Annotated in this window: 26 protein-coding genes; 15 read left to right on the top strand and 11 right to left on the bottom strand. The window is 64.7% G+C overall.

The annotated features are described in order from the left end of the window. The 6 genes from QOH60_RS00130 to QOH60_RS00105 form a co-directional block, all read right to left on the bottom strand. A partial coding sequence (locus QOH60_RS00130; RefSeq protein ID WP_526415817.1) for an acyl-CoA dehydrogenase family protein occupies positions 1–368 on the bottom strand: 368 nt, incomplete at its 3' end. Beyond that, positions 365–832, bottom strand: coding sequence for a nuclear transport factor 2 family protein (locus QOH60_RS00125; RefSeq protein ID WP_526415815.1), 468 nt, complete (start codon positions 830–832; stop codon positions 365–367). The genes QOH60_RS00125 and QOH60_RS00130, both read right to left, overlap by 4 nt. Further along, on the bottom strand, positions 816–2,063 hold the full coding sequence (locus QOH60_RS00120; RefSeq protein ID WP_526415813.1) for a metal-dependent hydrolase family protein: 1,248 nt from the start codon (positions 2,061–2,063) through the stop codon (positions 816–818). Before QOH60_RS00120 ends, QOH60_RS00125 begins: the two co-directional genes overlap by 17 nt. A gap of 2 nt (positions 2,064–2,065) precedes the next feature. Further along, complete coding sequence (locus QOH60_RS00115; protein WP_526415811.1) at positions 2,066–2,422, bottom strand: hypothetical protein; 357 nt, start codon at positions 2,420–2,422, stop codon at positions 2,066–2,068. Beyond that, positions 2,403–3,752 carry an aromatic ring-hydroxylating oxygenase subunit alpha gene (locus QOH60_RS00110; protein WP_526415809.1) on the bottom strand — a complete coding sequence of 450 codons (1,350 nt, stop codon included), beginning with the start codon at positions 3,750–3,752 and terminating at the stop codon, positions 2,403–2,405. The genes QOH60_RS00115 and QOH60_RS00110 overlap by 20 nt, the downstream gene beginning before the upstream one ends. A 5-nt stretch (positions 3,753–3,757) precedes the next feature. Next, positions 3,758–4,288 carry a carboxymuconolactone decarboxylase family protein gene (locus tag QOH60_RS00105; RefSeq protein ID WP_526415807.1) on the bottom strand — a complete coding sequence of 177 codons (531 nt, stop codon included), beginning with the start codon at positions 4,286–4,288 and terminating at the stop codon, positions 3,758–3,760. A 251-nt stretch (positions 4,289–4,539) separates the two neighbouring features. On the opposite strand from QOH60_RS00105, the gene QOH60_RS00100 reads away from it, so the two are divergent. The 8 genes from QOH60_RS00100 (at position 4,540) to QOH60_RS00065 (ending at position 13,397) form a co-directional block, all read left to right on the top strand. Beyond that, the gene (locus QOH60_RS00100; RefSeq protein ID WP_526415805.1) at positions 4,540–5,832 is read left to right on the top strand and encodes an amidohydrolase family protein; all 1,293 of its coding nucleotides are present in this window, start codon (positions 4,540–4,542) and stop codon (positions 5,830–5,832) included. A 77-nt stretch (positions 5,833–5,909) separates the two neighbouring features. Continuing rightward, positions 5,910–7,076, top strand: a complete 1,167-nt coding sequence (locus QOH60_RS00095; RefSeq protein WP_526415823.1) for an acyl-CoA dehydrogenase family protein — start codon at positions 5,910–5,912, stop codon at positions 7,074–7,076. Next, positions 7,076–7,840 carry an SDR family NAD(P)-dependent oxidoreductase gene (locus QOH60_RS00090; RefSeq protein ID WP_526415803.1) on the top strand — a complete coding sequence of 255 codons (765 nt, stop codon included), beginning with the start codon at positions 7,076–7,078 and terminating at the stop codon, positions 7,838–7,840. The genes QOH60_RS00095 and QOH60_RS00090 overlap by 1 nt, the downstream gene beginning before the upstream one ends. A 23-nt stretch (positions 7,841–7,863) precedes the next feature. Beyond that, positions 7,864–9,078 carry a CaiB/BaiF CoA transferase family protein gene (locus QOH60_RS00085; RefSeq protein ID WP_526415801.1) on the top strand — a complete coding sequence of 405 codons (1,215 nt, stop codon included), beginning with the start codon at positions 7,864–7,866 and terminating at the stop codon, positions 9,076–9,078. Then, complete coding sequence (locus QOH60_RS00080; protein ID WP_526415799.1) at positions 9,071–9,856, top strand: enoyl-CoA hydratase/isomerase family protein; 786 nt, start codon at positions 9,071–9,073, stop codon at positions 9,854–9,856. The genes QOH60_RS00085 and QOH60_RS00080 overlap by 8 nt, the downstream gene beginning before the upstream one ends. Positions 9,857–9,858: 2 nt before the next feature. Next, positions 9,859–11,007, top strand: a complete 1,149-nt coding sequence (locus QOH60_RS00075) for a thiolase family protein (RefSeq protein WP_526415797.1) — start codon at positions 9,859–9,861, stop codon at positions 11,005–11,007. A gap of 2 nt (positions 11,008–11,009) precedes the next feature. Further along, positions 11,010–12,158, top strand: a complete 1,149-nt coding sequence (locus QOH60_RS00070) for an acyl-CoA dehydrogenase family protein (RefSeq protein ID WP_526415795.1) — start codon at positions 11,010–11,012, stop codon at positions 12,156–12,158. Between the two features lie 15 nt (positions 12,159–12,173). Further along, the gene (locus tag QOH60_RS00065; RefSeq protein WP_526415793.1) at positions 12,174–13,397 is read left to right on the top strand and encodes a cytochrome P450; all 1,224 of its coding nucleotides are present in this window, start codon (positions 12,174–12,176) and stop codon (positions 13,395–13,397) included. A gap of 42 nt (positions 13,398–13,439) precedes the next feature. Here QOH60_RS00065 and QOH60_RS00060 read toward each other — a convergent pair whose 3' ends face one another. Beyond that, on the bottom strand, positions 13,440–14,096 hold the full coding sequence (locus tag QOH60_RS00060) for a class I SAM-dependent methyltransferase (RefSeq protein WP_526415791.1): 657 nt from the start codon (positions 14,094–14,096) through the stop codon (positions 13,440–13,442). A 248-nt stretch (positions 14,097–14,344) separates the two neighbouring features. Here QOH60_RS00060 and QOH60_RS00055 point away from each other — a divergent pair, with 248 nt between their 5' ends. Together QOH60_RS00055 and QOH60_RS00050 are read left to right on the top strand one after the other, a co-directional pair. After that, entirely contained in the window at positions 14,345–14,956 is a 612-nt protein-coding gene (locus tag QOH60_RS00055; protein WP_526415789.1) for a TetR/AcrR family transcriptional regulator, read from the top strand. Next, positions 14,953–15,459: a hypothetical protein gene (locus QOH60_RS00050; RefSeq protein ID WP_526415787.1), complete on the top strand. Its 507-nt coding sequence runs from the start codon at positions 14,953–14,955 to the stop codon at positions 15,457–15,459. The genes QOH60_RS00055 and QOH60_RS00050 overlap by 4 nt, the downstream gene beginning before the upstream one ends. A gap of 204 nt (positions 15,460–15,663) precedes the next feature. Here the strand turns inward: QOH60_RS00050 and QOH60_RS00045 are convergent, their stop codons facing one another. From QOH60_RS00045 to QOH60_RS00030, 4 genes are read right to left on the bottom strand one after another with little or no spacing between them, the layout of a single operon-like run. Further along, positions 15,664–16,617 carry an NADPH:quinone oxidoreductase family protein gene (locus QOH60_RS00045; RefSeq protein ID WP_526415785.1) on the bottom strand — a complete coding sequence of 318 codons (954 nt, stop codon included), beginning with the start codon at positions 16,615–16,617 and terminating at the stop codon, positions 15,664–15,666. A 1-nt stretch (position 16,618) separates the two neighbouring features. Then, on the bottom strand, positions 16,619–17,608 hold the full coding sequence (locus tag QOH60_RS00040) for a phosphotransferase family protein (RefSeq protein WP_526415821.1): 990 nt from the start codon (positions 17,606–17,608) through the stop codon (positions 16,619–16,621). Between the two features lie 38 nt (positions 17,609–17,646). Further along, positions 17,647–18,945: an acyl-CoA dehydrogenase family protein gene (locus QOH60_RS00035; protein ID WP_526415783.1), complete on the bottom strand. Its 1,299-nt coding sequence runs from the start codon at positions 18,943–18,945 to the stop codon at positions 17,647–17,649. 10 nt (positions 18,946–18,955) lie between these two features. Continuing rightward, on the bottom strand, positions 18,956–19,600 hold the full coding sequence (locus QOH60_RS00030; RefSeq protein ID WP_526415781.1) for a TetR/AcrR family transcriptional regulator: 645 nt from the start codon (positions 19,598–19,600) through the stop codon (positions 18,956–18,958). A gap of 63 nt (positions 19,601–19,663) precedes the next feature. Between QOH60_RS00030 and QOH60_RS00025 the strand changes: the two genes are divergently transcribed. From QOH60_RS00025 to QOH60_RS00005, 5 genes are all read left to right on the top strand, one after another. Then, positions 19,664–20,191 carry a VOC family protein gene (locus QOH60_RS00025; protein ID WP_526415779.1) on the top strand — a complete coding sequence of 176 codons (528 nt, stop codon included), beginning with the start codon at positions 19,664–19,666 and terminating at the stop codon, positions 20,189–20,191. A 117-nt stretch (positions 20,192–20,308) separates the two neighbouring features. Further along, the gene (locus tag QOH60_RS00020; protein ID WP_526415819.1) at positions 20,309–21,574 is read left to right on the top strand and encodes a cytochrome P450; all 1,266 of its coding nucleotides are present in this window, start codon (positions 20,309–20,311) and stop codon (positions 21,572–21,574) included. Then, positions 21,571–21,762: a ferredoxin gene (locus tag QOH60_RS00015; RefSeq protein WP_526415776.1), complete on the top strand. Its 192-nt coding sequence runs from the start codon at positions 21,571–21,573 to the stop codon at positions 21,760–21,762. Before QOH60_RS00020 ends, QOH60_RS00015 begins: the two co-directional genes overlap by 4 nt. A gap of 1 nt (position 21,763) precedes the next feature. Further along, positions 21,764–22,054, top strand: a complete 291-nt coding sequence (locus QOH60_RS00010) for a DUF1330 domain-containing protein (RefSeq protein ID WP_526415774.1) — start codon at positions 21,764–21,766, stop codon at positions 22,052–22,054. 44 nt (positions 22,055–22,098) lie between these two features. Beyond that, the gene (locus QOH60_RS00005; RefSeq protein WP_526415772.1) at positions 22,099–22,266 is read left to right on the top strand and encodes an SDR family oxidoreductase; all 168 of its coding nucleotides are present in this window, start codon (positions 22,099–22,101) and stop codon (positions 22,264–22,266) included. Positions 22,267–22,530: the final 264 nt, after the last annotated feature.

The following is a 22,530-nucleotide window of genomic DNA, read 5'->3' as shown; positions in this document are numbered from 1 at the left end:
CACCACGACTCCTGGCCGGACAGCAGCCTCGGCACCATCTCGGCGGCCAGTTCTGGGCGCGCGTAATCGATCATCGTCGGGGTCAGCACGTCGAGCATCGAGTACGGCCCGGGATGGTCGAGTCCGCGGCCGACGATCTCCTCGCCGACGATCGCGCGCAGGATGTCCGGACCTCCCAATCCGCCCGCCGATTCCGGCCATCCGTAGCGCATCCAGCCCGCGTCGTAGAGCGCCTTCAGAACGCGAAGATGCTGGGTTTGGTGCGCATCGAGGGAGTCGTCCCCGGGTGGGGGCGTGAGATCGTTCTCGTCGAGCCATGCCTGCAACGCTGTGCGGAAGGCGGCGGGTTCGAAGAGCTCGGCGCTCATCCGGCTTCCGGAGCCGCTTCGGCGGCGACATCGGCCTCAGGTCTCCCGATGGCGTGCGGGCGGCCGGAGTCATGGTCGCCGCTGCGCCGAATGAACGTCATTGCACGGGTTTTCAGCCGCCAGCCGTCGTCGGTGCGCACATAGGTGTCCTTGTAGTAGCCGATGCGCATGTCGTGCTTGGAGTGCTCGATGAAGCACAGCGGCTGTGTGCCCGTCGCCTTATCAGGGTCGGTGGCGTCGAGATCCACCAGCGACGTGCCCGTCATGAACAGCCCCTTTGGGGCCGCGTCGACGAGTTCGGGAAACCGGGCCAGCGTGTAAGTGGAGCCAAACGCGCTGTAGGTGCCGTCCGGGGTGAACACCGAGATCAGGCCGTCGACGTCGCCCAGCGTGATCGTCACCGCGTACTTCGCGAGCAGTTGCTGGATCTCGACCAAGTCCTCAGTTCTACGTGACTGGATCATGTCGGTACACCTTACCGCCCTTCATTACAAAGTTGACGTCCCGTGTAACGGCAATGTCGGTGAGCGGGTCACCGGGCACCGCGATGATGTCCGCGAGTTGCCCTTCGGCCAGCCGACCGCGATCGGTCACGTTGATCAGGTCGGCGGCCACCACCGTCGCGGCCCGCAGCACCGCCGCGGGCGGCATGCCCCAATCCACCAGCGTGACAAGCTCATCGGCGTTTTTGCCATGCGGGATGGCGGGTGCGTCCGTGCCGACGGCGATCTTCACGCCGGCCTCGTAGGCGGCCTTGATCGACGTGCGAGCCTTAGGGAACATCTCGGCGGCCTTGTCCTGCAACTCCTTCGGGGCCTTGGACACGTCCATCGCCTCGGCCAGCCGCCGGGTGGTGACGAGGAAGCGGTCGTTGTCGACGAGTGCCTGGATTGCCTCGTCGTCCATCAGGAAGCCGTGCTCGATGCAATCGATACCGCATGCGACCGCGTGCTTGACAGCCTCAGCGCCGTGCGTGTGCGCGGCCACCCGCAAGCCACGGCGATGCGCCTCGTCGACGATCGCCCGAAGCTCCTCGTCCGAATAATGTTGCGCGCCAGCCTCTCCGGTGAGTGACATCACGCCACCCGACACGCAGACTTTGATCAGCTGCGCGCCGTGCTTGATCTGGTAACGCACGGCCTTGCGGACCTCGTCGACCCCGTTCGCGATGCCTTCCTCGACGGTCAACTCCAGCGCGCCCGGCATGAACGCGGCGAACATCGTCGGGTCGAGGTGCCCACCCGTCGGGGTGATCGCATGACCCGCAGGCACGATTCGTGGCCCCTCGATCCAACCTGCGTCGATCGCCTTGCCCAGCGCCACGTCCAACAGGTAGCCGCCGGTCTTGACGAACAGGCCGAGGTTACGCACGGTGGTGAACCCGGCGCGAAGCGTGCGACGGGCATTGCCCACCGCGCGCAGCACCCGGGTGGGTGGATCGTCTTGAACTTGCGACAGCCCAGGGTTTTCCCCGCGGCCGCCCATCAGGAGGTTGACCTCCATGTCCATCAACCCGGGCAGCAGGATGGAATCCCCGAGATCGATGACTTCTCCGTCGGCTTCGCTTCCGACGGCTGATGCCGTTTCGGCGTCTCCGACACCGACGATCCGGTCGTCCTCGATGCGGACGATCCCCGGCCGGATGATCTCGCCGGCGTCGACGTCGAGCAGACCCGCGGCTCGCAGCGTTGGCACGGTTAGACCACCGGCTCCTTGATCAGCTCGATGTAGGAGGCGCCGCTGTCGAGCACGCGTGGCTGCTTCCACACTTCGACGGGGAAGCTCACCATCACGATCGACTGCCCTAGGTGCACCAGCGCTTTCGCGTCCTCCGGCATCCCCTTGAGCGGGAAGCGCGCGTCAACGTAGACCATGATGTCCTCGAGACGCGCCATGCCCGCGTCGTAGAGCTCCTGCATCTCGGCCATCGTCGAGTTCAGCCGCTTGGTGTAGCGCTCCTGCTCGGTTGGCAGGCACCAGTCGGTGAACCGCTCCAGATCGGCGAACTCCTCTGGGAGTTTCGACGGAGTCGAATCAGACAGGCTGTGTGACATTGACGTGATCCTTCTGGCTGGTGGCGGAATCAGCTGTGGTGGAACCATTCCCGTTCGTCAGCGACGCCGTGTATCTGTTCACGTAATCCCAGGCGGTTTTGTGCAGGTGCCGCAGCAGGATCTCCTGATCGCACAGCGGGAACTCCGTGACGGCCCTGGTGTTGATCATGGTGTGCGTGGCTTCCAGCGTGTTGGCGTCCTGGAACGCGTACTCCTTGAACGTGACCGCGGCAAGCTCTTGGGAGAGCCGCTCACGGAGGTTCTTCGGCGGCACGAAGTAGAGGTCGGCCTCGAAGATGTGCTTGTCCACCGCGGTCGGCCAGTAGTGGTAGGTCAGGTACCACCCCGGCGCCCAGAACAGCAACGTGAAGTTCGGGAAGAACTCGAAAGAGTCCGTGCCCCAAGACTTGTGGCGGCCGGGGTTGATGGCGGGCGGCAGTTCGTCGGGCAGGATGCCCTTGATGTCGGGGCGGTCCCACGGTCCGAACAGGCCGCTGTGCACGATCCGCTCGATGGGCTTGACCATGTTCAGGTCTTTCGGCGGCGACATTCCGCCCCACGACGACACCATGGAGTGGATGCCCTTGATGTCGTATGCCAGCGCTTCGAAGCCGAATTTGGCCAGCTTCTCGGCCTCCTCCTTTTCGGCCTGCTTCATGTGCAGGATCGGCGCGTGGTAGAACTCGACGAACGCGTCGATGAACAGCTTCCAGTTGGCGTTGATCTCCGAGCGGTAGCTGTAGTGCTCGGTCATCTCGTGGAACGGATATCCCTCGAGGCCCTTCGCGAAGTCGCCGAGGTATTCCGCCAGTGGCGCTGCGTCGTCGTCGAAGTTGACGAAGATGAACCCTTCCCACACCTCGCACCGCACCGGAACCAGTCCGTAGTTCGCCTTGTCGAGGTCGAAGAATTCGCCCTCCTGCTGAACGAATGTCAGGTCGCCCTCAAGGCTGTAGCGCCATGCGTGGTACTTGCAGGTGAACTGGCGGCAGGTGCCCGACACCTCCTCGCCTGGGTAGTCGCTCCACACCAGCTTGTTGCCGCGGTGACGGCACATGTTGTAGAAGGCGCGAACGGTTTCCTGCTTGTCCTTGACGATGATCACCGACGTCCCCGGTCCCACCGACGGCATTTCACGAGTGAAGTAGCTGCCCTTCTTGGGCAGCCGCTCGACGCGGCCGACGTTGAGCCAGGTCTTCTTGAAGATGGCCTGCTGTTCGAGCTTGAAGTGCTCGGGATCGATGGAGTCTTCGTAATTGATTGGGGCAGTGCCCAATTCGGGCCAGTTCTCGGTCCAGCTACCCGCCGCGGGCTTCGGGAAGAAAGCCATGTTCGTTACCTCTCCTGTTCGAGCTCTACGCCAAATGTGTTCAGTGCCATGGCCACGGTGATGTAGCAGCCCACCGTGAAGACGAAATCCATCCGCTGCCGATCGTCGAAGCGCTCGCCCAGCGCCGACCACGTCGCGTCCGAAAGCTCGAACTTGTCGAGGAGCTCGTCGACGCCTGCCAGGATCGTGCGGTCGAACTCGCTCCCGGCGTCCCCGCGCCGCACGCCGGCGATCTCATCCTCGGTGAGCCCCTCGCGCAGGCCCATCTTCACGTGCTGCGCCCACTCGTACGTCGAGTCGGTGTTATGCGCCACCCGCAGGATCGCCAGCTCGCGCTCGCGGGCGGGAAGTGTCGAGTTGAAGAGCAGATGGACGTTGAACTTCAGGAACGACTTCGTCAGGGCCGGATGGCGGACGAACGTGGAGAGGATGTTGCTTGCCTGTTCGGGGTTGCGCCGCTCCTCCGGCAGCATGACGGCGAGCGCCTGCTGGACGTCGTCGTCCCACTCGTCGCCGGGCAGCGGGGGGAGTCGCACGGTAGTATCCTCTCACAAGCGAGAATTAGATTCTCGTATTTCGCCTAACAGGTTTCCATGCTTTGGTCAGATGGTCAACAAACAGGTGGTCTGAAGTGGTACGAAAGATGATAGGGACAGGGCGCGACGGCCCTGACCAGCCCGAGGACTAGACTAAGGACGTTGATTCTCGCAGTGCGAGAAGATAGTTTTCACAAGTAGAGAACCGTAGCGGACTTGACGCCGAGGCTTCGATCGAAAGGAATGGCCCTGTGAACAAGGAAGACATGATCCTGATCAGCGTCGACGACCACATCGTCGAGCCGCCTGACATGTTCAAGAACCACCTGCCGGAGAAGTACAAGAACGACGCGCCGCGCCTGGTGCACAACCCCGACGGTTCCGACACCTGGCAGTTCCGCGACGTGGTGATTCCCAACGTCGCGCTGAACGCGGTGGCTGGTAGGCCGAAGGAGGAGTACGGCCTCGAGCCTCAGGGTCTCGACGAGATCCGGCCCGGCTGCTGGCAGGTCGACGAGCGCGTCAAGGACATGAACGCCGGCGGGATCCTCGGGTCGATCTGTTTCCCGTCGTTCCCCGGATTCGCAGGGCGGCTGTTCGCCACCGAAGACCCCGAATTCTCGCTGGCGCTGCTGCAGGCCTACAACGACTGGCACGTCGAGGAGTGGTGCGCGGCCTACCCCGCGCGGTTCATCCCGATGACGCTGCCGGTGATCTGGGATGCCGAGGCTTGTGGCAAGGAAGTCCGGCGCAACGCCGACCGTGGCGTGCATGCGCTGACATTCACCGAGAACCCGGCGGCGATGGGCTATCCGAGCTTCCACGACGACTACTGGACTCCGCTGTGGGAAGCCCTGGTGGACACCGACACCGTGATGAACGTGCACATCGGGTCCTCCGGACGGTTGGCCATCACCGCGCCGGATGCGCCGATGGACGTGATGATCACGCTGCAGCCGATGAACATCGTGCAGGCGGCGGCGGATCTGTTGTGGTCCAAGCCGGTCAAGAAGTATCCCGACCTCAAGATCGCGCTGTCCGAGGGTGGCACCGGGTGGATCCCCTACTTCCTCGAGCGCGCGGATCGCACCTACGAGATGCACTCAACATGGACGGGCCAGGACTTCAAGGGCAAGAAGCCATCCGAGGTGTTCCGCGAGCACTTCCTGACCTGCTTCATCTCCGATCACGTTGGCGTCCAGTTGCGCAACATGATCGGTATCGACAACATCTGCTGGGAAGCCGACTACCCGCACAGCGATTCGATGTGGCCGGGTGCGCCCGAGCAGTTGCATGAGGTGCTGACCGAGCACAACGTGCCCGACGACGATGTCAACAAGATGACGTATGAGAACGCGATGCGCTGGTACCACTGGGATCCGTTCACTCACATCCCGAAGGAGCAGGCCACCGTCGGCGCACTGCGCAAGGCCTCCGAGGGACACGACGTATCCATCCGCGCTCTTTCCAAGCACGACCACGCCAGCAACAGCTTCGCCCAATTTGCGGCGAACGCCAAGGAGCTCACCGGCAATACGGACTGAGCCCGTCCTCCACTAGCTCGGCCCACGCCGGGTGCATGACCTGACGCAGAGGAGATGCAGCAGTGCCCGGCGCCGGAATGACGTTCGAGCTGACCGATGACCAGGAGCTGATCCGCAAGTCGGTCGCTGAGCTGGCCGCGAAGTTCGACGATCACTACTGGATGGAAAAGGATCTCGCGCACGAGTTTCCGTCCGAGTTCTACGACGCCATCGCGAAGGGCGGCTGGCTCGGGATGACGATTCCCGAGGAGTACGGCGGCCACGGCCTCGGTATCACCGAGGCCACACTGCTGCTCGAGGAGATCTCGCGGTCCGGGGCGGCGATGAACGGCGCCAGCGCGATCCATTTGTCGATCTTCGGCATGCAGCCGGTGGTCAAACACGGGTCCGACGAGCTCAAGGCCGCGACGTTGCCGCGGATCGTCAACGGCGATCTGCACGTCTGCTTCGGTGTCACCGAACCCGGTGCGGGGCTTGACACTTCGCGCATCACCACGTCGGCAAAACGCGAGGGTGACCACTACCGCGTCAACGGCCGCAAGGTATGGATCTCCAAGGCGCTGGAGTCGGAGAAGATCCTGCTCCTCACGCGCACAACGCCGTTCGACGAGGTCACCAAGAAGACGGACGGCATGACGCTGTTCCTGACCGATCTCGACCGCGACCACGTCGACATCCGGCCGATCAAGAAGATGGGCCGCAACGCCGTCAGCTCCAACGAGCTGTTCATCGACGACCTGATGGTGCCGGTGGGTGACCGCGTCGGCGAGGAGGGCAAGGGGTTCAAGTACATCCTCGACGGGCTGAACCCCGAGCGAATGCTCATCGCCGCCGAGGCTTTGGGCATCGGCCGGGTCGCTCTGGAGAAGGCGGTCAAGTACGGCAACGAGCGCGTGGTGTTCAACAGGCCGATCGGGATGAACCAGGGCCTGCAGTTCCCGCTGGCCGACTCGCTGGCCCGGCTTGATGCGGCCGAGTTGGTGCTGCGCAAGGCGTCCTGGCTGTACGACAACGGCAAACCGTGTGGGCGCGAAGCGAATACGGCAAAATACCTGTGCGCAGATGCTGGCTTCGGTGCGGCCGATCGCGCGTTGCAGCTGCACGGCGGGATGGGGTACTCGGAGGAGTACCACGTGTCGCGGTACTTCCGTGAATCGCGGCTGATGAAGATCGCGCCCGTGAGCCAGGAGATGATCCTGAACTTCCTCGGTGAGCACGTGCTCGGGCTGCCGAGGAGCTACTGATGAGCGGGCTGTTCGACCTCACCGGCCGCGCCGCAATGGTCACCGGCGCAGGGGCCGCTGGCGGCATCGGCGCGGCGGTCGCTTCAGCGCTCGCAGATGCCGGCGCGGCCGTGCTCGTCACCGACATCGACGCTGACGCGGCTTCCGCTGTGGCAGAACGCATCCGCGCCAACGGAGGCAAGGCGGAGAGCGCTGCGCTTGACGTCAGCGATCGTGGCGCGGCCGACGCCGCAGCGGCGCAGGCCGCGGGACTGGGCGGTGGCAGCCTGCACATCCTCGTGAACAACGCCGGCGTGACGTCGCCTGCGATGTTCCCCAAGCTCACCGACGACACCTTCCGGCTGACGTTCGACATCCATGTCATGGGAACTTTCCACTGCACGCAAGCCGCGTTGCCGCACATCCCCACCGACGGCACCGGCCGGATCATCAACGTGACATCGTCTGCGGGAATCACCGGCACGCTGGGCCAGGTGAACTACTCGGCGGCCAAGGCGGGGCTCATCGGGTTCACGAAATCGCTTGCGCGCGAGCTGGCGTCGAAGAACATTCTCGTCAACGCACTGGCTCCATTGGCGGCCACGCCGATGACCGAGACCATCCGCACCAACGAGAAGTTCGCCGCGAACATGATGCAGCGGATTCCGTTGAAGCGCTGGGCCGAGCCGTCGGAGGTCGCGGGCGCGTTCGTGTTCCTCGCGTCCGACGCGGCGTCCTACATCACCGGGCAGGTGCTGCCGGTCGACGGCGGAATGGTCATGTGACAGCGCGGACGCGAGGAGCATAGATGGCCGGAGCGCCTCTCGCCGGGGTCACCGTCGTCGCGATGGAGCGGGCGGTGGCAGCGCCGATGTGCACGCGCGTGCTGGCCGACTTCGGTGCGCGAATCATTAAGGTGGAGAACCCCAAAGGCGGCGACTTCGCCCGGGATTACGACGACGTGGTGAACGGGCCAGGTGGTCTGGCCGCCCATTTCGTGTGGTGCAACCGCGGCAAGGAATCCGTCACCCTGAACACCAAGTCGACGGCTGGCATGGAGGTGCTGCACCGACTACTCGACCGGGCGGACGCGTTCGTGTCCAACCTCGCACCCGGAGCCACGGCCAAGATGGGAATTGCGCCCGCGGACCTCGCGGTGCGGCATCCACACGTCATCCCGGTGGAGATCGACGGCTACGGACCGGGCGGGCCGATCTCCCACAAGCGCGCGTATGACCTTCTGGTGCAAGCGGAATCGGGTTCGTGTGCAGTGACCGGCTATCCCGGGATGCCCGCCAAGCCCGGGCCCGCGATGGCAGATTTCACCACAGGGCTGTACGCTGCGATCTCGATCCTGGCATTGCTGTTTGCGCGGCGCGGCCACGCCGACGTGGCGGCACCCGCCGTTGAACTGAGCCTGTTCGACGTGATGACCGATGTCATGGGCTATCAACTGACCTACACTCAGCACTCCGGTATCGACCAACAGCCGTTGGGTGTCAGCTCACCCGCAGTCGCGCCGTACGGGGCGTATCCCACCCGCGACGGTCAGACCGTCGTGCTCGGCACCACCAACGACCGCGAGTGGCAGCGGGTGGCCAAGGAGATCATCGACCGCCCCGATCTCGCCGCCGATCCACGCTTTGCGACGAATCCCGGCCGCTGCGCGCATCGCGACGTCCTGGACGAGGCGATCGGATCCTGGTGCGCGGAGCGCGATCTTGCGGAGATCCAGAAGATCGCCGACGACGCAGGCATCGGCAATTCCCGCTACAACGTGCCCAGCGAGGTCCTCGTGCATCCGCACCTGACCGCGCGCGACCGCTGGCGCACTGTGCGCACTCCCAAGGGCGACATCCAGGCGCTGCGACCCCCGCCCGTGATCAGGGGATTCGAGCAGCCGATGGGTGCGGTCCCCGGCCTCGGTGAGCACACTGATGCCGTGCTGACCGAAATCGGCTACAGCGCCGAGGAACTCGATGCGCTCCGAGTCGATGGGGCGATCGGACCTGCCTATGAGTGACCAGGTCCTGTTGTCCGCCGATCGCGACGGCGTGCGCACGCTGACGCTGAACCGGCCCGATCGCAAGAACGCGCTCAACCCGCAGTTGTGGGGGGAGCTAGCGGATGCGCTGCGCGCCACGGCCCGCGACGGCGATGTACGGGTTCTGGTGATCACCGGCGCGGGCGGGGCATTCTGCTCGGGCGCTGACATCTCTGTTTCGGAGGACATTCATCCGCAGCACAAGCTGCGCAGGCTGACCGAGGTCGCGCTGGCCTTGCACGAGCTGGCGGTGCCCACCATCGCGAAGGTGACGGGCGTGGCCGTCGGCGCCGGCTGGAATCTCGCGCTCGGTTGCGACTTCGTCGTCGCCACGCCGGAATCGCGGTTCTGCCAGATCTTCTCGAAGCGCGGGCTGTCGGTCGATCTCGGCGGCTCGTGGCTGCTCCCCAAACTCGTGGGACTTCAGCAGGCCAAGCGGTTGGTGCTGCTCGCTGACATGATCGACGCCGCCGAGGCTCACTCGCTGGGCCTGGTCACCTGGATCAAGCCCGGCGACGAGATCGACGGGTTCGTCGACGATCTGGCCGGACGGCTCGCGGCGGGCCCGCCTTTCGCGCTGGCGCAAAGCAAGGCATTGTTGAACGACGGCGCGAACGCGACCTTGCGGGAGGCGTTGGCGAACGAAGCCCGTGCCCAGCCGGGCAATTTCGCCACCGCGGACTCCGCAGAGGCGTACCAGGCGTTCGCCGACAAGAGGGAACCGACCTTCACAGGTCGGTGGGGATTGGAGAGATAGACATGCGTGAAACGGTCATCGCGGCGGCGGTCCGCACCCCCGTGGGAAAGCGCAACGGCGCACTGTCCTCGATGCACGCCGCCGACCTGTCCGCCGTCGTTCTCAACGAGCTCGCGGAGCGCAGCGGCATCGACCCCGGCGTCGTCGACGACGTGGTGTGGGGCTGTGTGTCGCAAGTGGGCGACCAGTCCAGCAACATCGGGCGGTATGCCGTCCTTGCCGCGGGTTGGCCCGAAACGATTCCCGGCACGACGGTCAACCGCGCCTGCGGGTCGAGCCAGCAGGCGCTGGATTTCGCTGTGCAGGCGGTGATGTCGGGTCAGCAAGATGTCGTCGTCGCCGGGGGCGTCGAGGTGATGAGCAGGGTGCCGTTGGGTTCCGCGCGGGCCACCGGCATGCCCTACGGGCCGAAAGTCCTTGAGCGCTACAACAATTTCTCGTTCAACCAGGGACTGTCGGCCGAGATGATTGCGCAGAAGTGGGGATTCACTCGCACCCGGCTCGACGAGTATTCGGCGATGTCCCACGAGCGGGCGGCCGCGGCGCAGGACAGTGGGGCCTTCGACGACCAGATCGTGCCGGTGTTCCCTGACGTCGCGACGGTCGTCACCGCCGACGAAGGCATTCGGCGCGGAACGACCGTCGAGAAGCTCGCGGGCCTGAAGCCGGCATTCACTGACGACGGAGTCATCCACGCGGGCAATTCTTCTCAGATCTCCGACGGCGCCGCGGCGCTGTTGGTCACCACCACTGCGAAGGCCTTCGAGCTCGATCTGACACCGATCGTGCGCTACCGCGCCGGTGCGGTCACGGGAGCCGATCCGGTGCTTATGTTGACGGGCCCGATCCCGGCCACGGAGAAGGTGTTGCGCAAGGCGGGCGTGCCGATTTCCGATGTCGGCGTGTTCGAGGTGAACGAGGCGTTCGCACCGGTGCCGCTGGCGTGGCTGGCCGAGACTGGCGCCGAGGGTGACCGGCTGAACCCGCTCGGCGGCGCGATCGCGCTCGGGCACCCCCTCGGTGCGTCCGGTGCAGTGCTGATGACGCGGATGATTCATCACATGCGGGACAACGAGATTCGCTACGGACTGCAGACCATGTGCGAAGGTGGCGGCACAGCCAACGCCACTCTCGTCGAGCTGGTGGCATAGCAGTGCGTCGAGACCTCTTCACCGAAGACCACGAGGCGTTCCGGGAGCTGGCGCACGACTTCATCGACAAAGAGGTGGTGCCGCAGTATCCGGAGTGGGAGAAGGGCGGCCGGATGCCGCGCGACGTGTTCAAGCAGATGGGCGCGCTCGGCATGCTCGGCATGGCGATCCCCGAGGAATACGGTGGCGCGGGTCTGTCCGATTACCGCTACAACGTTGTGCTGCAAGAGGAAGCGGCGCGCGCGCTGGTCACGTTGTCGACCGTGCGGACTCAGCTCGAGGTGATCCTGCCGTATTTCCTGCACTACGCGAACGACGAGCAACGTCAGCGTTGGTTCCCGGGGCTGGCGGCAGGCACGCTGCTGACGGCGGTGGCGATGACAGAACCCGGCACGGGCTCGGACCTCGCCGGTGTGCGTACCACCGCGGTTCGCGACGGCGACGAGTTCGTCGTCAATGGCGCAAAGACATTCATCACCGGGGGTATGCAGGCCGACTTGGTGATCGTCGTCGCGAGAACCTCGACAGATCCGGACAACCGGCGCCGCGGCCTCACACTGCTGGTCGTCGAGGACGGCATGCCGGGATTCACCCGCGGCCGCGAACTGGAGAAGATGGGCTGCAAGGTGCAGGACACCGCGGAGCTGTCGTTCGCCGACGTGCGGGTGCCGGTGGCGAACCAGCTGGGGGAGGAGGGTGAGGCGTTCAGCTACCTGGGCCACAACCTGCCCCAGGAGCGGCTGACGGTCGCCGTCGGCTCCGTCGCGCAGGCACGCTCGGCGTTGGTTGCGACGATCGAATACGTCAAGAACCGCAAGGCATTTGGCACACCCGTCGCGTCGTTCCAGAACACCAAGTTCGAACTCGCGGCGGTGTCGGCGGAGATCGAGGCCGCCCAGGCGATGCTGGACCGCGCGGTTATCGATCATGTCGACGGCGAGCTGTCGGGGGCCGATGCCGCGCGGGTCAAGCTGTTCTGCACCGAGATGCAGGCCAGGGTCATCGACCGCTGCCTGCAGCTTTTCGGCGGATACGGCTACATGATGGAGTACCCGATCGCCCGCTTGTACACCGATGCACGGGTGTCGCGGATCTATGCCGGGACCAGCGAGGTGATGAAAGTTATCATCGCCAAATCGCTGGGTTTGTGACGAATCGAGGTCAAAGTGTCTCCTACGGCGGTTTCCGATAGGCCAGTCGAGTTCGATCCGTACTCGGACGACTACTTCAACTCGCCGTTCGAGACGTACCGCCGGATGCGCGACGAAGCGCCGTTGTACTACAGCCACAAGCACGACTTCTACGCGTTGACGCGCTACGAGGATGTGGCGCCGGCGTACAAGGACTTCGCCACGTATTCGTCGGCCAAGGGCATCACGATCGACATGATGAAAGGCGACGGACCCAACCTGGCGGCCGGGAAGCTGATCATCATGATGGATCCGCCGGACCATGAGCGATTCCGCAAGCTGGTGAACCGGGTGTTCACACCGCGCGCGGTCCAATCGCTCGAGGCGATGGTGCGCGAGACGATCGATGAGGCCGTGGCCCGGCTCGATCCGTCGTCGTTCGATGCGGTCGCCGATTTTTCGGCGCTGTTCCCGGTCGAGATCATCACGCGGATGCTCGGTGTCCCCGCGGCGGACCGTCAGCAACTGCGGTTGTGGCTCGACAAGGGCCTGGAACGCGAGGCCGGCTCGATGGGTCCGTCGAAAGAGGGCTTGGAAGCCAACATGTTGGCCGGCGCCTACTACTACAACCTGATTCAGGAGCGTCGGGCCCAGCCGCAGGACGACATGATCTCGCGGTTGGTCGAAACGGAGATCGTGGAGGACGGCGAGATTCGCAAGCTCGACGATGTCGAGATCGCCGGCTTCGCCTCGCTGCTCGGCGGAGCCGGTGCCGAGACGGTGACGAAGCTCATCGGCAATGCGGCGGCGGTGTTCGGCGAGAACCCCGACCAGTGGCAGAAGCTGCAGGAGGACCGCAGCAAGATCCCCGCCGCGTTCGAGGAGCTACTGCGGTACGAGGGCCCGTCGCAGTACAACGTGCGATGCGCGATGCGCGACGTTCAGTTGCACGGCACCACGATCCCGGCCGGCAGCACCGTCGTGCTGATCAACGGTTCCGCCCTGCGCGACGAACGGATGTTTCCCGACGCCGACCGGTTCGACATCGACAGGGAGCGCAAGGTCGGCTACAACATCGGGTTCGGCTACGGGATACACAGCTGTCTCGGCGCTGCGCTCGCGCGGATGGAGGGGCGGATCGCACTCGAGGCGATGCTGGATCTGATTCCCCGCTACGAAGTCGATCGGGCCGGGCTGCGCCGGGTGCAGATGACGAACGTTTTCGGCTGGTGCAACGTCCCAGTGCGCGCGGTCAGCTGACATAAGCCGGACCGGTGTGACCGCGTCGTCGCGGACCGGCGGCTATAGGTGTTGGGCGCGATAGATGGAGATCGACCCGGTGATCGTCTCGAACACGTGGGTTTCCTCGACGTTGCCGAAGCCCACTTCGGCCATCAGTTCGGGCAGAACACCTTGCGCATTCGGCTCAGTGTTCTCGAATCCGTCACCTCGTTGGACGATGCGGAATCGTTTGCGCATCTTGGCCGTTCGTTGCAATCCGTAGTCGGCGACGTGCAAACTGCCACCACTCGTCAGTGCCTCGTAGATACCCGCCAGCCCGGCACGCTTCTCCTCGATGGGAACTTGGTGGAACACTAATGACGACATCACTTTGGTTACACCGTGGCCGCGCAGCAGATCGGCGCTATCACGGGCGTATCCGGCCAGCAATTTCACCGGTCGACTGACGCGAACGAGTTTGGTTCGAGCCCGCTCGCGAATCGCTGGGTCGGGGTCGATGCCGATCAGCGTCGCCGACGGGCATACACGGGCCACCAGACGCAATTGCGTGCCAGTACCACAGCCGATGTCGGCGACGACGTCACCGGGGAAGGGATCCAACTGCGCAAGTAGGGCCGGTCGCCATCGGCGAGTTCCCGACAGCACGAAGCTCAGCACGTCGTATGACCACAGCAGCGGTGCCGCTGGAACGAAGTCGTCAGAACTTTGCCTGTTCATTCCCACCCACAGCGACTCGTAGGGCTGTCGTCGTATTGTTCTATTATTATTAAAATAACAAAGAACGCCATCGTCAAGCGAGATCACAGAGAATTGGTCAGGAGGGGACAGTGGCCCGGGTGACCTCTCAGTTGAGTCGGCGACGACAAATGAGTGTCAGATCAAAGAATTCGCGGGTCACCCTTGTCACACGGGCGAAACCAACCTACTGTGTGTTCACTAGGTTGGTTTGTTGACGGAGGAGTCCGGTGCCCACGGCTGCGCGCCCCTACGAAACGCTTCTTGCCAAAGGCGAGGACCGCAAGCAGCGGATACTGACCGTCGCCGAGCGGCTCCTGGCACGAAGCGGCTGGCGTGGCACCTCGCTGGCGCAGATCGCCAAGGAGGCGGGCGTCACCCCGGCTGGCCTGCTGCATCATTTCGAATCCAAGGAACAGCTGCTCAACGCGGTGCTCGACGCCCGAGACGCCGACGATGACGCCCATGCCGATCGGGCGACGGGCGACCTCGTCACCGAGATCAGGCGGGTTGCCGAGCGGTTCGAGCGCGCTCCCGAGCTGATCGGCACGTTCACGGTGCTGTTCGTCGAGAACATCTCGCCGGACGCGCCCTTGCACGATCGGCTGTTGGGCCGGTACCGCAGCGCGGTCGAGATCATCGCCCACATCATCCGGCGCGGACAGAGCGTCGGCCGCTATCGCTCTGACGTGAACGCGGCCACCAAGGCCGCCGAGATCATCGGCTTCGTTTCAGGAATGGAGACCACATGGTTGCTCGACCCCTCGATCCCCCTGGCCGACGTGTTCAAGGGATACGCGGCATCGCTGGCGCGCGAACTCGATCCGACGAGGAAGCCATGAGGTACCACTTCGACGTGGTGGCCGCGAACGTGGCCGACGTGGTGTCCTTCGCGGGTGGCTGGTTGTTCGATCGAGTGATGGCCGGCTGGGACGTCACCGTGCTGGTCGACGGCAGCGAGGATCTTCGGCCCATCCAGATCCTCGGGGCCGACACGCTGGACCTCGAGACCGCGCTGGCGACATGGCCTGAGCGCCCTCGCCCGCATGCGCTTGCGGTGTCCATGGATCTGATCGGCTCGGACTCGCGCATCCGAGCCGGTGTTCAGGATGCGCTCGATCACGGCACCACCGAGGTGACGCTGTGGGGCGAACGGTGGCCGGTGGACCTGGACCGCACGGCCGACAGCGTCGAACACCGGCTGAGCGCGGCCGCGCGCGCGTTCAAGGCGCAAGCCCTTGCGGCACTTGATCTTCCGGCGATGGCCGTCGGTGGTGTCGAGACATTCCGCAGCGGCACGCTGAACTGCCTGTCGGTGGCAGCGGACCTCGTCCCAGCGGGTTAGGGGCCCTGGTCACCTTTCCCCGCGAGCGTGCGTGTCTGCAGGCGACACGCCGTATTCGGTCGGGAGTCTGCGCACGCTCGTGCGCACGCATCGGCTGACGCATCGGCGAGACTCTTCCCGAGGACTTCGCGGCGAGCGTGCGAATTCTCCGGCTCTCTATCGGCGTGTCGCCTGCAGACACGCACGCTCGCGCCAAGGGGGGAGTTAGACCTCGATCAGGACCTTGCCGATGGCCTGACCGTCGGCCACCATGCGCAGCGCCTGCGCGGTCTCTGCGAGCGGAAACGTCGCGCCGATGTGTGGATTGACTTGGCCGCTGATCAGACGCTCCCGCAACTCCTGCTCGTTGCGTTCGAACTCGTCGGCTGCGACGTCCTGGAACTGGAAGCCGAGAATCTGAATTCCCTTGACCAGCACGAGGTTCAGCGGGATGCGGGGGATCACCCCCGAGGCATAACCGACCGTGACGAACCTGCCTCCGCGGTGAAGTGCGCGCAGCGCGGGCTCCGAGAGGTCGCCGCCGACAGGGTCGACGACGGCGTCGGCTCCGTCAGGAAGCGCCTCGCGCAACGCAGCCCGCAGCTTGCCGGAGCGGTAATTGATCAGATGTACTGCGCCGTAAGATGCTGCGGCGCAGAGCTTTTCATCCGACGACGCCACTGCAGTCACCGTCGCGCCGAGCTGACATGCGAGCTGCACCGCCGCCAGGCCGACGCCGCCGCCTGCGCCCAGGATGATGACGCCGTCGCCGGCCGTCACCCGCGCAACCGACCTCAGCGTGTGATAAGCGGTGCGGTACGCGACCCCGAACGCCGCGGCGGTGCGGGCGTCGACCCCGTCGGGTATCCGGCTGAGGCCCGCGGCGGGCACGACTACTTCCTCGGCGAAGGCGCCGTACAGTCCGGTTCCGGTGACGCGGTCGCCGACTTCGAAATCACCTGCGCCCTCGCTGACGACGCCGGCGAATTCGCTTCCCGGGACGAACGGCGGCGGCACGCTGATCTGGTACTTGTTGGCGACCAACAGCACGTCGGGGTAGTTCACAGCCGCAGCCTCGACGCGGACTTTGACCTCGCCCGGCGCAGGCAACGGAGACGGGCGCTCTTCGACGCGGACGACCTCGGGCGGCCCGTATTCCGGGCACACGACCGCACGCACGTCAGCGCCCGTAGTCTGTGCTCTCGGCGAGCTCTGCGGCTGACGCCATCAGGTCGACGATCACCGGCCCGTACGCCTGCAGCTTCTCGTCGTCACCCGCGCGTTGGAACCCCTGCTCCAGCACGATCGCCAGCTTCCACTTCGCCAACACGAGGTAGTAGTCAAGGTCGTCGACCTGCCGGCCGGACACGTCTGCCCAGTGTGCGACGATCTCCGACCGCGACGGCATTCCTTGCATATCAACGTAACCGGACTCAGCCGCCTCTGTGGAACTCGTGTCCTCCGGCCAGCCCTGCACCATCCAGGCGAGGTCGAGTTTCGGATCGCCGACCGTGCCCATCTCCCAGTCGACGATCGCGGCAAGACGTGCGGGCGCGCCGTCGAAATACATCACATTGGCGAACTGATAGTCCCCGTGCATGAGGCCGGGGATGAAGTCCAACGGCCGATGAGCGCCCAGCCACTTGGTCGCGACGTCCATGCCCGGAATCTCGCGCTGCTTGATCCGCTCGAAAAACCCTGTCCAGCGGTCGACTTGACGTTCGTGATAGCCGTCGGGCCGACCGAGGTCGGTGAGATCCTTGGCCTGCCAGTCGACCTTCGACAGCAGCGCGATGCCCTCGGCGAGCTGGTACGCGAGGCCCTGCCGGGCATCGAGGTCGGTGTCGAACGGTGCCGGCCAAGTCCTTTGGGTCATCGGCGACCAGCCGTCGACGAACCCCATCAAGTAAAACGGACGGCCGAGCACGTCGGCGTCGGAGCAGACGGCGACCGCGGGCGTCGACGGGACGTCGGTGCCGTCGAGCGCCTCGATGATGCGCCACTCTCGGAGGATGCCTTTGTCGCGGTCCGGCGGCGCGCCCGGGGGTGGAAGCCTGATGACACACGTGTGCTCGCCGCGACGGATCTCGAAGATGATGTTCTGGGTGCCGCCCGACAGGTACCGGGTCTGAATCGGCTCGCCCTTGCCGGGGAGACCTGCTGCGTCCATCCAATCCGCAAGGCGCGCAGCGTCGATCGTCGGATCGGTCACAGGTTGCCCACCTCGTGCTCGAGATACTCGGCGAACTTCTCCTTCGCTGCTTCTCGCTTTCGCGGAATCCATTCGGTCGGCCACATGTCGTCGGTGGCCTTGTAATCCCGCAGAACCTGCTTGGCGACGGTGGCCTTGTGCACCTCACTCGGCCCGTCGGCGAGCCCCAGCGCCGCCGCGCCGTGCACCATCCCCATGAACGGCATCTCGTTGGAGACACCGAGTGCTCCGTGCACTTGCATTGCCCGCCAGGCGATGTCGTGCAGCACCGTGGGCAGTACGACCTTGACGGCGGCGATGTCCTTGCGGACCTTCTTATAGTCGTTGTACTTGTCGATCTCCCACGCTGTGTAGAGCACGAATAGCCGGAACTGCGACAGCTGTGCGTACGAGTCCGCGATGTAGCCCTGGACGAACTGCTTGTCGGACAACCGGCTACCGGCAGTGTGGCGGCTGAGCGCGCGTTCACACATCATGTCCAAGGCGCGCGACGACAGGCCGATGGTGCGCATCGCATGGTGAATTCGCCCGCCGCCCAAGCGGGTTTGGGCGATGACGAACGCCTGGCCTTCGCCACCCAGCACCGCGGAGTCGGGCACGCGGACGTTGTCGTAGTGGATCAGCGCGTGGCTGCCCTCCTCGGATTCGCCGGACAGTCCGATGTTGCGGACGATCTTCACGCCGGGTGTGTCGGTGGGCACGAGGAACATCGACATGCCCTGGTACGGGCTGACATCGGGGCTAGTAACGACCATGACGATCAAGAAGGACGCAGTTTTGGCATTGGAGGAGAAGAACTTCCAGCCGTTGATCACCCAGTCGTCGCCGTCGCGCACGGCCTGCGTCTGGAACTGGGTGGGGTCGGCCCCGCCCTGCGGTTCGGTCATCGAATAACTGGAGAAGATTTCGCCTTCGAGCAGCGGGCGGAGGTAGCGCTCCTTCTGCTCGGGAGTGCCGTAGTGCGCGATGATCTCCGCGTTGCCGGTATCGGGTGCCTGGCACCCGAAGACGATCGGCGCCCACTGGGAGCGGCCGAGGATCTCGTTGAGGAGTGCGAGCTTGAGCTGGCCGTAGCCCTGACCACCAAGCTCGGGCCCAAGGTGGGTGGCCCACAAGCCTTTTCGACGCACCTCTTCCTTAAGAGGGTCGACCGCCTTGCGTCTCGCCCCGGTGAGCGGCACGAACTGTTGGTGCGGCCACGCCAAGTCGAGCGGCTCGACTTCCTCGCGGACGAACTCGTCGGCCCAGTCCAGTAGCTTCTGGTACTCCGGGTCGGTCTCGAAGTCCCACGCCATCGTGTCCTCCTTATGTGCTGTAGCCGGCAATCATGGCCGCGATGTCGCGGCCGACGACGTCTCGAAATGATCGGTCCCCGAAAGACCCTGCGGCCCAGTGCCGGGCGCCCTCGCTGACGAGCGTCCCCGCCAGATTAGCGAGGTGACCCACGTCGACTGACGAGGCCAGCTTGCCGTCCCGCTGGGCCTTTTCGAAGAGCTCGGTGAACATGCCCAGTTCCGGATCAGGCGGCTGCTCTCCGGCGAGGATGCGGTGCTCGTGACGGTATCCCTCGAGGATCGTCTCGATGATCAGCTCGGGTGGGTTGCGCGCCATCGAGCGTTCCAGGGTGGTGAGGGCGGCGTCGACGACGACGGCGATCTCGTACGGCTTGCCGAGCAGTTCGTGCGCTGTGCGCTGCGCGGCCTTGGTGGACAGCACGCCCACCTCGAAGAGGACGTCCTCTTTGCGCGGGAAGTAGAAGTAGAAGAGCGCCTTGGACACCCCGGCGGCACGGCAGATGTCGGCGACGGTCGTGTTCGCGTAACCGTTCGTACGCCACAGTGCCATCGCCGCCTGGACTAGCGACCTCTTCGTCTCGACCGAGCGTGCCCGCTGAAAAGAAGCGCGGCGTTGACCTCGGTCAGCAACTGTGACCTCATCGGATCTGGGCACAGCCTGACCTTACAGCGATTCTCAGCAGTTGACCAGTGTCTAACTAGAAGTTAGTGTTCGAGCGTGACCGCTCCGCCACTACCCGGCCGTGTCCGGCAGGTCGGGTTCGTCGTGCGCGACTTCGAGTCCGCAATTCAGTCGTGGCTCGCGGCCGGAGTCGGGCCGTGGTTCGTGATCCGCAATGTGCCGCTTGACTGTGTCTACCGCGGTGCGCCGTGCGAAGTGACGGTGACGACCGGGCTGGCGAACATCGGCGACATGCAGATCGAGCTGATCGCGCAGCACGACGCCACGCCCTCGATCTACACCGAGTTCCTTTCGAGTGGCCGCGAGGGGTATCACCAAATAGCGTGGTGGACAGACGATTTCGATGCGGCCTTGGGAGCTGCTACAGCAGCGGGATGGCTTGTCGTGTGGTCGGGCGTCGGCCCTGGCGGTCTTCGGTTTGCCTACGCCGAGCCGGCCGGTGGCGTGGCGACTGTCTACGAGATTTCCGAGACGAACGACGGCGTCGCCGCCTTCTACGAGCACATCCGCGCCGAGGCCGATGACTGGGACGGCAGCGATCCCATCCGCTCCCTCGAGTTCTGACTGTCGGCGCTGGCGCGGTGGAAATCAAATACTCAATTGTGAGAGGATGATTCTCGCAGCGAGAAATCGGCCCGCTCGTTCGGAACGGAGCAGCTCACAGTGACCGACTTGACCTCGATGAACTTCTTCCGTGGCAGCGAGGAACTCATCGAAGATCCGTATCCGTACTTCGAGGCGATGCGGAATAAGTGCCCCGTCGCGCATGAGGATCACTACGACGTGACGATGGTGACCGGCTGGCAGGAAGCCGTCGACATCTACAACGACGCGGAGACGTTCTCGTCGTGCGTCTCGGTGACCGGACCGTTCCCGGGCTTTCCCGTTCCGCTCGAGGGTGACGACGTCACCGAGGTCATCAAGGAGCACCGCGACGAGATCCCGTTCAGCGATCAGCTGCCGACGCTCGACCCGCCGACGCACACCAACCACCGTGCTCTGCTGATGCGGCTGATCACGCCCAAGCGCCTCAAGGAGAACGAGGACGCGATGTGGCAGATCGCCGACGAGATGCTCGACGAGTTCCTCGCGCCCGGCGAGGGAGAGTTCATCAACGGCTTCGCGGGGCCGTTCACGCTGCGCGTCATCGCTGACCTGCTCGGCGTTCCCGACGAGGACCGCGAAGAGCTGATCGAGCGACTGAAGCGCGGCACGCACGGCAGCGCCCTCGGCAGCTCGGACAAGACGATGAACAAGACGCCGCTGGAATACCTGTACGAGGTTTTCGCGACGTACGTGGAGGACCGTCGGCGCGAACCTCGTGACGACGTCATGACGGGGCTTGCGACGGCGACGTTCCCGGACGGGTCGACGCCGGAGGTCGGAGACGTCGTGCGGGTGGCGACGAACGTGTTCTCGGCGGGTCAGGAGACCACCGTGCGGCTGCTCGGGACCGCACTGAAGGTGATCGGGGAGCGCCCCGACATCCAGCAGGCCCTGCGCGCCGATCGCAGCCTGATCCCGAACTTCATCGAAGAGGCGTTGCGCATCGAGAGCCCGGTCAAGGGTGACTTCCGGTTGTCGCGGGTGCCAATCACTGTGGGGGAGAGCGAGATCGGCGCGGGCACCACGGTGATGGTGCTGAACGGGGCGGCGAATCGTGACCCGAGTCGCTTCGAGGATCCGGACACCTTCGATCCGGCCCGTAAGAACGCGCGCCAGCATCTCGCGTTCGGCCGGGGCATCCACAGCTGCCCGGGCGCGCCGCTGGCCCGCGCCGAAACCCGTGTCGCCATCGAGAGATTGCTCGACAAGACGTCCGACATCCGGATCTCCGAGAAGCATCACGGTCCCGCGGGAGATCGGCACTACCGGTACATTCCGACGTTCATCCTGCGCGGGCTGATCGACCTGCATCTGGAGTTCGACCTCGCGGATGCCCGATGAAGGTCCACGTCGACGAAGAACGCTGCCGCGGGCACGGCATGTGCACGACGCTGTGCTCGGATGTCTTCATCATCAACGACGACGGGTACGCCGAAGTCGTCGTCGATGAGGTGCCGGCGGAGCACGAGGCCGCTGCACGTGAGGCCATCGAGTGCTGTCCCGAACAAGCGATAAGCGAGGAGAGTTGACATGCCGAAGGGCTACGTCATCGTGACCGAGGCGATCCACGATCCCGAGGGGATGAAGGCATACGCCCGCGCGGCGATGCCGACCATCGGGGAGGGTGGCGGCAAGGCGATCGTGGCGGACACCAACCCTCAAGTGATCGAGGGTGATTGGCACGGCAACCAGACCGTGGTCCTAGAGTTCGAATCGGTCGAGGCAGCCCGCGCCTGGTATGAGTCAGAGGGCTATCAGAACGCCGCGAAGATGCGGCAGGCGGCTGCTGACAGCAACGCGGTCATCCTCTCAGGCCTCTGATTAGATCCTGGGAGGCGGGTTCTTGCCGCCGAGCAATTCGAGCTGTGCCGGACAACCAGCGCGGAATCGTCGCGGTGACGGCACTTCGCAGGCTGGGTCAATCTGATGACATCGCAAATGTCGCGTCCTTTCTGGCATCCGACGAAGGACGGTGGGTAACCGGACAGTATCTGGAGGCCAGCGGCGGGTTCGACTTGCTCGCAGTGCGGTGACTGCCCGGTTTCCTCTCGACCTGGAAATATACTTAGTTCAGGTAACGTTTCAAGGGTTACGTCAAGGCGAAGCTGAGGAGTGGCAGGTGAATCTCGGTATTTGGGGTGATCTCACGATCTTCGCCGGCGCGATGGCGTTGGTGTTCGCCACCATCGTATTCACATACATTGGCCGGTTGGAGAATCGAACATCCGCTCCACTAGGCGAAAAGGTGGGCGCGCACAAAGAGGTTCTCGCCAAGTTACGCAAGCGCGAGCCGATGT

The sequence above is a fragment of the Mycobacterium sp. genome (genome assembly GCF_032159765.1).
Classification (GTDB): Bacteria; Actinomycetota; Actinomycetes; order Mycobacteriales; family Mycobacteriaceae; genus Mycobacterium.
Note: the sequence above shows the minus strand (reverse complement) of the source record. Positions and strands in the feature narration are given on the sequence as shown.